Below are 11234 nucleotides of genomic sequence, written 5' to 3'. Positions count from 1 at the left end.
CGGAAATGTTTTCCAGACACCCGTAGTGTACCCACTACGGATCCGGGAGCCCGACTGGTGTCATCATTCTATCTACAGCAGGTCGGTGGACGGGTTGTCGGCCAAGCGGCGACCGGCGAGGAAGCCCTGGCCTGGCTCGACCATCATCCCATTGATCTCGTCCTGACGGATTTCCAGATGCCTGGGATGCGCGGCGACGAACTGGTGGCCCGCATTCGAACGCGATGGCCGAACGTCCGGATTGCGATGATTAGTGTGTGTGCGGATGCTGAAATTGAAACCAAGGCCCAGGCCACCGGGGTTCACTGGTTGCTCTCGAAGCCCATCACGCTGACGCAACTCGAACGGGTTGTACGGAGTGTGGTCGGCCACGGCTCCCGTCTATCGGGGGAGTTGCTCAGATGATAGACCGTTGGTTCAAGCGCTGGCGTGCGACGGGCCCATCGCTGCCACCAGTTACGACAGCCACGTCACCCGATCCGCACGTGGTTCCTCCAGCCTCGCCGCCGCAGCCACTACGTTCGCTTGAAGCCCATGATGGGCTCATCTGGGTGGATAGTGCGGGCAAGCTCCAAATTCGAAATCCCCGCGGCCGCCATGGTCACTATCCCGTGGTGGTGGTGCCCGACTGGGATTGGCTCCGCGTGTCCGTCAACGGGTCGCGGGTTGTGGGCGAGCACGTTTTGGAGGAGAATACGCGGGTCCATGTCCGCCTGCTCGTACAGGCGCCGCAGTCGCGGCTAACGATTACGGTGTCGCCGGACGGGATGGAGGCCGTGCTCAACGTGGCGTATGTCGTGGGAGAGCGTCGGACGTTGGTGCCGAGCACCCCGTCGCCACGGCTTACGCTGGAGCCCCGGCGCATCGTAGTCGAGCCGCCCCCGGTGACGCTGGCCCAGGTTCACACCGATCTGGCGCGCGCCGGTATTACAGCGGGCATTGTGGATGCCGCGACCATCGAAGCGTTTTTAGCGCGGCACGAATCAGGGGCGTTGGTCGTCGCACGGGGTGTTGCTCCACAGCCGGGCGGGGGAACGCTGGAGTCGTTCCGCCCGGAAGGGCTGGAGGGGCCGTGGAGGGTTGTCACCGGCGAGACGATTGGCCGTCGCCGTCCGGCGCCGGCACGGGCTGGTCAGACGGTCCGCGGTGAGGCGCTGCCAGCCCCCATGATTCAACCCGGTCATGAGGTGCGTCTCGGCCCCGGCGTGACGGTGATGACCCATGGAACCCATTTGGTCGCCACTCGCCCGGGCGTGGTCATTTTTGATGCGCACGTCGTGGATGTGGTGGCGCAGCATGAGATGGCGGCCATCGGGGCGGCTTCCGACGTCTTGGCGGTCGACGGCGATCTCGTCGTACGCGGCACTATCCAGGGACGGACCGTCGTGGTCTCCGGCAATCTGACGGTGCACGGTGACCTGCGCAATGCCGAAGTAGTGGTCGGGGGCGGTATAACGGTCGCGGGCACCACCGCAGAGTCACGGGTGACCGTCGGGCTCGAGCGCTATGTCCGCGACGGGATTCGCCATCATACGACGCGGGTCGTCGATGGGCTCTATGATCTCGAGTTGACGGTCGATGAGTTGCGCTCGCTGGGCCCCCGCTTGGGCGAGGTGCTTGCGCGGGTGGTAGCGGACAAGTTCACGGATGTGTTGGAGTCCTTAGCGTGGTTACAAACCGCATCGCGTTGGCCCGGACTGCGGTGGACAGGACCTTTGGTCGACCTGGCAGCCGAAATCCAGCATCATCTCATGGCGGGAGAGGAGTTGGACCACGTTCTTGGTCACCTCTGGAGTCTACGCACCGAGCTCGAAATGTGTGACCCAGTGGTTGACGCGGTGCCGATGGGGCGGATTCCGCATGCGACGGGATTCAGTACGGTCGAGAATAGCTCCATTGATGCCACGGGCACGCTCACCGTGGATAGTGCCCGATCGTCCCGTTTGGCGGCCGCGTCGGTCATCGCCACCCGCGCCGTAGTGGGAGGGTTTGTGTCGGCCACGGAACGGGTCCAATGCGAAACGCTAGGCGTCGTTGAAGGGACCGAGACCAGCATCGAGATTGCATCGGCGGATGGGGTGGTTGAGGCGGATTCTGCCTATCCGGGAGTGCTGGTCGTCATTGGCGGTCTCCGTCATACGTTGCGGACCCCGCACCGGCCCTTGCATCTGACCTACGCCACATTGAAAGGGGGTGATCATGTATGAAGCGCGTTATTCTTGGGCTGTTGGCTGCCGCCACCTTGGCGGTCGGTTCGGCACCGGCGACGTCCGCCTATATGGCGAATGCCGTGGGGACGCCCGGCAAGCCGACGTACGCGGTGTCCAACACGGGCAGCGCCGCGGGGCAGGCTCATCGCTCGTCCCAGGGCACGGCCATGAAGACGACCAACGATCGGATGGAATACATCTGGGATTAATCATAGTGGGAGGGGATGTCCCCTCCCCCTTTTCCTGAAAGGTCGTGAGTTATGAACCGCTCACAACAGGCGGTGCGCATTTTGGAGGAAGAACGGCGGCGCTTTGCCCGCGATTTGCACGACGGGCCGGTACAGGTGCTGTCAAACACGAGTATGCGACTGGATATGCTGAGCCAGTTGATTCAGGTCAATCCGACTTTGGCCGAAGAGGAGATTCGGCGGATGCATCACCGGTTAATCCAAGCCACCACGGAGCTTCGCCAGCTCATCTATGACTTGCAGCCCATCGCCGTCGACGCCATGGGTCTCGACGACGCATTCAAGGGCTTGGCGCATCGCGTTCAACGGGATTGGGCGGTCCCGGTCTCGCTGCATGTCAGCGGTGATGTGCGCGTTCTGCCGGCGCATGCGGCAATGATGCTATATCGCGCCGTTCAGGAAGCCTTGACGAACGCGGCTAAACATGCGGAAGCTCGCGCCATCAGGATTGAGCTCACAGCCTCTGATGACCGCGTAACGTGTGTCGTGGCGGACGATGGCAAGGGGTTTGATCCGACACACCGGCCTGTGGGGCATTATGGATTGGGCAACATGGTGGAACGGCTCGAAGTGGTTGGAGGGCAGGCTGATCTGGCCAGTGCGCCTGGCCGCGGGACGCGCATCACGTTTACGGTGCCCTGTGCGTAGTGCCGAAGACCTCGCCACGCACGGCGAACGCTACTTCCGCATGGGCCTCTTTGAAGCCGCCCGCGATTTTTGGGACGAGGCGTTGGCCATCGGGCCGGATCGCGCGACGGTGGTTCGTGTCTATGACGGCATCGGGAAAATTGCGGCGCAACGTGAGCGACCCGCCGAGGCCATCGCGGCCTTCGACCAGGCGCTGGCGGTCACCTCCTTGGAGGACAAGGAAGGCCGGGCCGCCTTGATGATGCGGCGGGCGGTCGCGCGTCTCTTCGCCGGCCAACGGGACCAGGCGTTTCGTGATGCCCAAGCCCTTGTCGAAGATTCGGATGGCCTTTCGCCGAAGCGGCGGGGCATTGTGTTCAGCAATTTGGGTAGCATGCAGGGCGATATGGCGCTCTATGAATCGGCCATTCATTCCCTGATGCGGGCGCGTCAGCTACTCGGTGCCAATAGCCCCTACGAATATCCAATTTGCACCAATCTCGGGCTGAGTTATCTGGAACTGCGTCAGCTGGACGCCGCACGGCAATGGCTAGAGCAGGCGATTACCGTCGCCGACGGCCCAGCGATTCGCGCAGTGAATGGGTTAGCACGTCTTGCCTTGTTGGAGGGGCAGACGGACGCCATGCACCGCTGGGGCCAGGCCGCCTTTGCGGCGATGTGGGACGGGATGACCAGTTTTGAGCCGGAAGAAATGGCGCATCTCGCGGAGGTTCTGGGCCGGATGGCGTGGCGGGCCGGCCACGGCCGGTTAGCCGTGCGATTGTTTGACCATGCCCAAAGTTTCTATGGGCGGAGTGGACGCTGGGATCGATGGGCCGCACTGAATGAGTCGATCGCCGAGGCGGAACAGCAGGGCGATACCGTTCGGACCAGTCCGGTGCTCGACGAGCTCACGCGTTGGACGGTCCTGCTCGAAAACATGGCGGCGCAAGAACTGGTGGAGCCGCGGGCGTCACAGTTGGCCGACATTCGGCTCTTCATCGCTAATCGCCTGGCCGACACGATGGGTCTCGGTTTTGAGGATCAGAAGTGGCTTACATACGTCTGTCGGCTGGCAGATCTGGGCCTTTCAGTGGTGGGCGGGGCACACGATCCAAGGGAAGAGATGCCCCCGGCGGCTCGGGAGGTCTACGAACAGCATCCGGCCATGAGTGTGCAACTGCTGGATCGCTTGGGTCTGCCGGACGTTGTCACAGCGGCCATTGCCGACCACCATGAACGGTGGGACGGGCGTGGATTTCCCGCAGGGAAGGCGGGCGACGAGATTGCCTTGTTGGCACGGATTTTCGCCACAGCCGATTGGTATGCGCGTGAGACAACCGTTAACGGTCGCCGGCATCGGGCCGTACTCGACGACATTCAACACGCGGGTGGCGAAGCCTTGGCGCCGGAATGCGTAACCGCCCTCCTAACCATATTTCAAGCGGGCGATTCCCTCGCGTAGAGGCAGCGCCAGCCTTCCGCTGAGGGGCCCCAGGCGATAGCGGGGTAAGGGGAGACATATCCTGGCCGTGGGCGACACCCGGTGACTACAATACCGTTCCCGCCCACCACGTGACGCAACGGCAGCGTTGGTGGAGACCCAACTTATACACATCGACACATCATGACCCCCACAAGGGACAACGATTGAAGGTGAAGATTGTATGACGAAGTCACAAATAATACACGATCTTAAAAGCGCGCTAGACGGTCACCAATTCCAGTTATACTACCAGCCTAAGGTGCATTTGGCTTCGGGACACATTACCGGGGTTGAAGCCCTGATTCGGTGGCATCACCCCACGCGCGGCCTCATCGCTCCCGCAGAGTTCATCCCCATAGCTGAGGCCACGGACCTAATCGTCCCCATCGGTGAATGGGTGTTGCGACATGCGTGTACCCAGAGCGTGGCATGGCGGGACGCCGGGCTTCCACCGACCATCATGGCGGTGAACCTCGCGGTGCGTCAGCTGTATCAACCTCGGTTCGTCGAGAGCGTTGAGGGTATTTTGCGTGAAACGGGCATGGATCCCACCCAGTTGGAGCTAGAGATTACGGAAGACATGATGATGGATGTTCCCCGCATTCTCCCCATCCTCAAATCGTTAACCCATCTCGGCGTCCGTATCAGCCTGGACGATTTCGGCATTGGGTATAGCTCGCTCTTGAACTTCAAAGAACTGCCCATCGACGTGATTAAGATTGACCGCGCGTTCGTGAACAATTGCGTGGTCGACCGGAAGGATGCGGCGATTGTACGGACCATTATCGCGCTCGCCCATGAGTTGCAGGTGGAAGTGGTGGCGGAAGGGATTGAATCCAAGGATCAACTGATCTTTCTCCAACAACATCTCTGCGACCGCGGCCAAGGATATCTGTTCAGTAAACCGGTGCCCCCCAAGGACTTGGTTTCGACATTTGGTCAGATCGAGGAGATTATCCATCGCGAGGGAATCCCCCCCGAATTATCCCACCAACAACGATTAAAAGCCGTGTTTCATCAGACACAACAGGAATTAGCCGACACGTTGAGGCACCAGCAAGGCATGACGTTCAAGTTTACCCGATGGGATGGCCGATTTATTCATACGTTGTGTGACGGGGAACTGCTGTATCGCCTGGGTCTCACGCCCGAACACGTGGTTGGGCAGGAACTCAAGGATTTTCTGTCTCCTGAGGAGGCGGACCGGAAAACCCAATATTATCGGAGGGCGTGGGAAGGGGAAGAGAACGTCACCTATGAAGGAAGCCACCACGGAGTTTGGTATGTGGCTTCCTTGCGGCCGATTCGTCAGGGGGGACATGTCGTCGAGGTCATTGGATCTTGTGTTGATGTGACGGACCGGGTGGAAAAGGAACAGGAAGTGGCGCACTTGATGGACCGTCTGGCGCAGCAAGAAGCGCAATACCGATTGATTGCCGAACACTCGGAGGATCTCATTGCCATCTTGGATCGAAACGGGACCATCCAGTACGCGTCCCCGTCCCACGCACGGATCTTGGGGCGTGAGCTGTCCGCGTTCGAAGGGCAGTCGGCCTTTTCTTTGGTACATCCGGACGATATCTCGGCGATTCGGCGACTTTGGGCCGAAATGATATCCACCAACCGCACCGTGTGTGCGGAGTGGCGATTTCCGACATTAAACGGCTCGCTCCTTTGGGTCGAAGGCATCGCCAGCCCGATTGTATCGCCGGATGGGACCGTGGATCGGATTTTAGTCACCAGTCGAGACGTCACCAACCGCAAGACACGGGAAGAGGCCTTGCGCCAAAGCGAAGATCGATACCGCCGATTAGTGGAACTGTCGCCGGAAGCGATTGTCGTGCATGCCGACGGACAAATTCTGTTTTGTAATGAAGCCGCCGTAACCATGAGTGGCGCGGCAACCCGGGCCGATCTCATCGGACGTTCCGTCCGCGACTTCACGCCTTTTCGAGACCTGGACGTGGCGAGCCGCATCGCCAACACAACTGGAGGGACCGAACCCCCGATCGTTGCGTTAGAAAACCGTTGTATCCGCCTTGATGGCCAAGAACTGGTTATTGAAGCCACAGGAGCTAAAATCGTGTACGAGGGGAAGTCGGCGGTTCAATACTTCATTCGAGACGTGACGTGTCGCAAAGACCGAGGGCGGACGTTAAGAAAACAAGCCGTGAAACGTCTGAACAAACGGCGCCGGATGCGGTCTTTGTCATAGACGCGCCGGGGCTTGTTACGGCCATTTCCTTGTTTCTATAGGGCTAAAGATACCGACAACGCACCCTCAGACGAAAGTCCGGGACGCCCCAGTCACGGCCTCGAGCGAATGGCGATACCAGGCAGCATAAGTCAAAGGAGATCAAATGAGCCAGAATTTAGTGTTTGGGGAACCCTCGAAAGACCTCTACCATTCGCTCATCGAATACAATCCTGATGCAGTGTTTGTGCTGTCAACGGACGGAATCGTTGTGGAAGCGAACCCCGTGGTGTCCGAGATTCTGGGTTACGCCAAAAAGGACGTCGTCGGGATTCATTTTCAAGATCTCGTGGTTTCGGAATATCGCGAGGTTGCCAACCAACAATTGGATATGGTTGGCAGCCAACGCCTGTCGCGGTGGCTTGACCGCCTCAACGATCCGGCGGATCAGACGGAGACGCTGGAGCATCGCATCAACGCCTGTCGGCAGAAGGGCAGGTATGCCTTCGAGGACGACTACTATCTCCGCGAAGCATTGACTTATGAACCGGTATTAGTGACTGCGGGGCTGGCGCTCCTCCTCGCGCTGTATCGGGCTCAGTCGCCGCGACTCTTGGCCCGCATTGCGATACCCACTTTGCTTGTCTACAGCACCAGGCCGTCGCAGCCTTCCAAGGTGCAACGCCAGGTGGAACAATCGGTGCAGTGGGTACTCCGTCGCAATCCACATATAGGGGCGATTGGCGTCAACGGCGGCCATTACGTCCATTGGGTCGATGCATCCGTCGTGGGTTCGGTGGCGGACCATATCCGTTCGACCTCATAAGCTCATCCCCACAGAGGTATCTTCGCAATAGGTGGGTTCGCATGCGCATGTAGCTCGTCCTGGAACCCGGTATCGGGCGTATCAACAGCAGCTAGGAGCGTATACACCTAGAAACTTCCGGTAGTTAACGGGGGCGACAATGCATCAAGCAGTAGCCGACTCTAGGGCAGCCGAGCAACTTGGCAAAGTTTTCTGATATAGTCATCGCAGGAGTATTAGGTTGTTCGACTACCCCGACGTGGCCAGTCAACCGCAGATTGCGGCTAACTGTCCGCCGCACCGGGTGGGTGCATGCTGCAACAATAGGTCCTGGTCCAGGAAAGACAAACTCCATGACGGCGGGTGACATATAGAATTGAAAAGTTTGGTACTCGATCGATTGAACGTCTTGTATGGAACCTATCACGCGCTGCGGGAAGTAAGCTTGGCGCTTTCCGAGGGCCAGTACGTTCTGTTGCTGGGAGAAAACGGGGCGGGCAAATCAACCCTGCTTCGGTGCGCCGCCGGATGGCAGCGACCGTCCGGCGGGGTGGTCTCGCTGTTCGGACGTGCACTGGAAAAGAACGAGCGCCAGGCTCGGCAATGGATTAAGCTGGTTCCGGACACGCCCCAATTTTATGCGGAATTCACGGCGTGGGAACATGTCGGCTGGGTGGCCGAGGCGCATCGGATTGGCGAATGGCAGTCGACGGCGGAAGACTTGATGACCGCCTTTGGGATTTGGTCAAACAAAGACGCCTTTCCGGCGAGCTTTTCCCGCGGCATGCAATATAAACTCGGGTTGGCCATGTCGTTAATTTGCGAGCCTAAGCTCCTGCTTTTAGACGAGCCGTTCGGCCCGCTTGACCCGTATTCCCAGGAATATCTGGCCCAGTATCTGCGCAGTTTGGCGGACTCGGGCATCACCATCATGACCAGTACGCATGTGCTGCCCGACTCGGATCCGCCCGACCGCGTGATTCTGCTTGACCAAGGAGAAGTCATCGAAGATTTGTCTTGGAATCACGTGCGAGATCAGTATTCGGGGGTGGCCCAAAGCACGATTCCTGTTCGTGTGCTCCGGGATGCGTTGGCAGCGCGGCGTCGGTCGTCATGATGCATGACCTCAAGCTGGTGGCCCAAATCCGCCTGCGCCAATGGAAGGCCCATGTCGTGTATTGGCTGGAGGTCTTGGGTGTCGACACCAAGTCCATCACGATGATGACGCGCGTTTATGCTTTTTACCTCTTTCTCATTGGAATCGGGTGGGTGCTGGTCAGTTGGTCGGGATTGATTCACATGGCCCACGAGGTCGGATCCAGAATACCGCCTGGCCTTGCGGTGGCGGTTCCCACCGTGCTCTACATGACGGCCATGATCTGGTGGTCGGCAGCCCTGGCTCGGCTCCCCATTTTGATGCCTCATGGTGATTTGGAGTGGATGGCGGTGTCTCCGCTGTCGCGGCGGGCTATCCTATTCGCCAGCTTCGTGTCGAAGCAGGTTAAGGTGGTGGTCATGGCTCTTATCGTGGCGACGGTGGGCTTCAGTCTGCTGGGAGGCCGACATCTCTACGGTGCCAGTCTCTTAACAGCGGCGGTCGTCGCCGCCATCCAGACGGCCGGATGGGTTCTGTCCAGCGCCCGCGCCGCACGTTCCGGCCCTCCCCCGAAGTTGTTGTGGCTCTTGCCGGGCCTGATGATCCCCATTCGACTCCTGACGGCGACGGCTGCGGCACCGTTTGCCCGAGTGCTGGCGCCGTTGGGAACGAGCTCAGTGGCGCTGGCTCTGGTCGAGGAACTGGCCGGGTGGGCCGCACTCTGGGTGCTCGCGGTTTCGGTTTCTGGGCGGGTGAACATGATTTCTATCGCCTCGCAAAGCACTCTCTATGCCGATATTCGCGCCGCAATGCCCGTTTTCGGAATGGGAGGGGCTAAGGTGGTGCGCCGGGACGTGCTGGTACAGCACGGTATGCGCAGCAAGAAAGCGCGCGGTCGGCTTCGCTCCTGGCCTATGCCATGGTGGGAGGTCTCGCGGTTTGCCGTCAGCGGCCTGCGTTTGCCGCGGCAGGCGTTGTACTTGCTGGAAACGGCGGCCTTATTTCGGAGTGCACTGTTAGCGGTATTTTTGACACACTCCTGGACAGCCTGGATGTTTTGGATTGTGGTCGCTTACCGGTTTCGCTTCGGTGGAATGCAGCTTTGGTACCGCAACGACGTGGGGAACTCTTTTGTCCGTCAGTTTTGGCCCGAAAGCGACATCCACCGCTACCTCCGGGCGACCGCCATACCGTTGACCATCGTCGCCGCGATCAGCTTTGTGCTGTGGGTGGTTCTTCCGTTGTCGGTCCCCGTGACGTGGCTTCACGGCCTCTTTTGGTTTGGACTGATTGTGGCCTGGTGGGTAGCCGAAGGCCCATTGCTGACGAGCGAGTCCAGCGAGCGCCGTATCGGGGAACATGACGCGGCCGTCTTGGCTTGTGGTGTGATGCTGTTGGTCGGCTCCGCGCTGGCTCATCCGGTCCTGGCTTTACTGGTGCCGCTGATCCTCGTGGGGGTGGCGGCGATTCGAAGTGGGCGAGCCATAGGGGTTCGCCGGACGGAACTTCGCGGTTTACGGAGATAGCTGTCGCCTGAGGGGAGCCTCAATCGGGCATTACGCGTTCGCTACGCACCTCGGAGACGATATACTATTCTCGCAATATCCCATCATGTAGAGGTGAATGCATGATCGCGAGGTTCCGGGCATGGAAGGCTGGTCGCCGCCAACGCTGGCGTCGGATGCCACTCAATTATCGTCTGGCTGTGGGCCTGCTGTTATTGGCGTCGGATTCGATGATTCTGAGCAGCGGTGAGAATGGCCGACTGCATGGATTCTTGAGGGGACTGTTTGTAGGTGTTTGGATTGTTATCAACATGGCCTTGGTGGTGGTGATTGTGGCCATCGTGAGGGATGTTCGGCGGACGTTACGGTAGGACAGGAAGGAATGAAGATGGGATCACATGGATACGAAGTCGGGTGGGGCACGCTGATGCTGATCAATGCCAACATCGCTCAGGCCAAAGGTCGGCGCGGGTTGAACTGGTTTTTCATTTCCCTGTTCATTGGCCCGATTGCGACGTTGTTGCTGGCGATTTTAGATCAACCCGCGCCTTAGGTTTGTGAACACGACCTAACGAGCGTGTCGTTTGCGTCGACGAGGCTTGCCGGGATTCCAGCCGAAAACCGCGATGAGCATTGTCTGCCCAACGACATTGATGGCCGTAACCACTACCAATTGGTGCAACTGGTGCGGCGTGCGGTCCCAACCAAAGATCGCTGTACCGATCAAGCCGACGCCGAATAGACCGATCAAGATCAGTCGCGCCCGTCGCCCTTGCAATCGGATGTAAACAACGACTCCGTTCAGGGTCTCAAGGATGAAGCGCCATACGTGATAATCCCCCACCGCGCCCCCCTGCCTTATGGTCATTGTACCGCGTTGAGGTCACAAGGGTTATTAACAGCTCGTTGTCCGAGTGTGCCGTCCCTACGGCAGATTCGGGGGTTGCGCCTTGCAAGCTCAAGGAACACGTGCCGCCTGCAATGGTGGCCAGAGTAAAGCTTAGCCGTGCAGCCAGGAAACCGTGATGTGCTAGCCGGTGTAAGACCGGTCGCGCGGACTGCC

12 protein-coding genes are annotated in these 11234 nt (G+C 59.5%); 11 read left to right on the top strand and 1 reads right to left on the bottom strand.

Annotated features, from left to right (window positions below):
* The 11 genes from HIJ39_RS18835 to HIJ39_RS18785 all read left to right on the top strand — a co-directional run.
* Positions 1–405 (top strand): response regulator (locus tag HIJ39_RS18835; RefSeq protein WP_207711789.1); only part of this gene is annotated, 405 nt, incomplete at its 5' end.
* Positions 402–2207: a FapA family protein gene (locus HIJ39_RS18830; RefSeq protein WP_169102468.1), complete on the top strand. Its 1806-nt coding sequence runs from the start codon at positions 402–404 to the stop codon at positions 2205–2207. The genes HIJ39_RS18835 and HIJ39_RS18830, both read left to right, overlap by 4 nt.
* Positions 2204–2419, top strand: a complete 216-nt coding sequence (locus tag HIJ39_RS18825) for a hypothetical protein (RefSeq protein ID WP_169102466.1) — start codon at positions 2204–2206, stop codon at positions 2417–2419. Before HIJ39_RS18830 ends, HIJ39_RS18825 begins: the two co-directional genes overlap by 4 nt.
* Before the next feature lie 51 nt (positions 2420–2470).
* Positions 2471–3106, top strand: coding sequence for a sensor histidine kinase (locus HIJ39_RS18820; RefSeq protein WP_169102464.1), 636 nt, complete (start codon positions 2471–2473; stop codon positions 3104–3106).
* Positions 3099–4550, top strand: coding sequence for an HD domain-containing phosphohydrolase (locus HIJ39_RS24720; RefSeq protein ID WP_169102462.1), 1452 nt, complete (start codon positions 3099–3101; stop codon positions 4548–4550). The genes HIJ39_RS18820 and HIJ39_RS24720 overlap by 8 nt, the downstream gene beginning before the upstream one ends.
* 202 nt (positions 4551–4752) lie before the next feature.
* Complete coding sequence (locus HIJ39_RS18810; protein WP_169102461.1) at positions 4753–6786, top strand: EAL domain-containing protein; 2034 nt, start codon at positions 4753–4755, stop codon at positions 6784–6786.
* A gap of 145 nt (positions 6787–6931) precedes the next feature.
* A complete protein-coding gene (locus HIJ39_RS18805; protein ID WP_169102459.1) occupies positions 6932–7591 on the top strand; it encodes a PAS domain S-box protein in 660 nt (219 codons plus the stop codon).
* Positions 7592–7946: 355 nt separating this feature from the next.
* Positions 7947–8687 (top strand): ABC transporter ATP-binding protein, encoded by a 741-nt coding sequence (locus tag HIJ39_RS18800; RefSeq protein WP_169102457.1) that lies wholly within the window; start codon positions 7947–7949, stop codon positions 8685–8687.
* The gene (locus HIJ39_RS18795) at positions 8684–10192 is read left to right on the top strand and encodes a hypothetical protein (RefSeq protein ID WP_169102455.1); all 1509 of its coding nucleotides are present in this window, start codon (positions 8684–8686) and stop codon (positions 10190–10192) included. Before HIJ39_RS18800 ends, HIJ39_RS18795 begins: the two co-directional genes overlap by 4 nt.
* A gap of 101 nt (positions 10193–10293) precedes the next feature.
* Positions 10294–10542, top strand: a complete 249-nt coding sequence (locus HIJ39_RS18790) for a hypothetical protein (RefSeq protein ID WP_169102453.1) — start codon at positions 10294–10296, stop codon at positions 10540–10542.
* 17 nt (positions 10543–10559) lie between these two features.
* Entirely contained in the window at positions 10560–10724 is a 165-nt protein-coding gene (locus HIJ39_RS18785) for a hypothetical protein (RefSeq protein ID WP_169102451.1), read from the top strand.
* 15 nt (positions 10725–10739) lie between these two features.
* Here HIJ39_RS18785 and HIJ39_RS18780 read toward each other — a convergent pair whose 3' ends face one another.
* Complete coding sequence (locus HIJ39_RS18780; protein ID WP_169102449.1) at positions 10740–11015, bottom strand: hypothetical protein; 276 nt, start codon at positions 11013–11015, stop codon at positions 10740–10742.
* Positions 11016–11234: the final 219 nt, after the last annotated feature.

The organism is Sulfobacillus harzensis (genome assembly GCF_012933365.1).
Taxonomy (GTDB): domain Bacteria; phylum Bacillota; class Sulfobacillia; order Sulfobacillales; family Sulfobacillaceae; genus Sulfobacillus_B; species Sulfobacillus_B harzensis.
The sequence above is the reverse complement of the archived record's forward strand: the minus strand, read 5'-3'. Positions and strand labels throughout refer to the sequence as shown.

What these genes read in the sequence shown, in the direction of transcription:
- HIJ39_RS18830 (WP_169102468.1), top strand. Translation starts at nt 402, where the DNA reads ATGATAGACCGTTGGTTCAAGCGCTGGCGTGCGACGGGCCCATCGCTG.
- HIJ39_RS18825 (WP_169102466.1), top strand. Translation starts at nt 2,204, where the DNA reads ATGAAGCGCGTTATTCTTGGGCTGTTGGCTGCCGCCACCTTGGCGGTC.
- HIJ39_RS18820 (WP_169102464.1), top strand. Translation starts at nt 2,471, where the DNA reads ATGAACCGCTCACAACAGGCGGTGCGCATTTTGGAGGAAGAACGGCGG.
- HIJ39_RS18810 (WP_169102461.1), top strand. Translation starts at nt 4,753, where the DNA reads ATGACGAAGTCACAAATAATACACGATCTTAAAAGCGCGCTAGACGGT.
- HIJ39_RS18805 (WP_169102459.1), top strand. Translation starts at nt 6,932, where the DNA reads ATGAGCCAGAATTTAGTGTTTGGGGAACCCTCGAAAGACCTCTACCAT.
- HIJ39_RS18795 (WP_169102455.1), top strand. Translation starts at nt 8,684, where the DNA reads ATGATGCATGACCTCAAGCTGGTGGCCCAAATCCGCCTGCGCCAATGG.
- HIJ39_RS18790 (WP_169102453.1), top strand. Translation starts at nt 10,294, where the DNA reads ATGATCGCGAGGTTCCGGGCATGGAAGGCTGGTCGCCGCCAACGCTGG.
- HIJ39_RS18785 (WP_169102451.1), top strand. Translation starts at nt 10,560, where the DNA reads ATGGGATCACATGGATACGAAGTCGGGTGGGGCACGCTGATGCTGATC.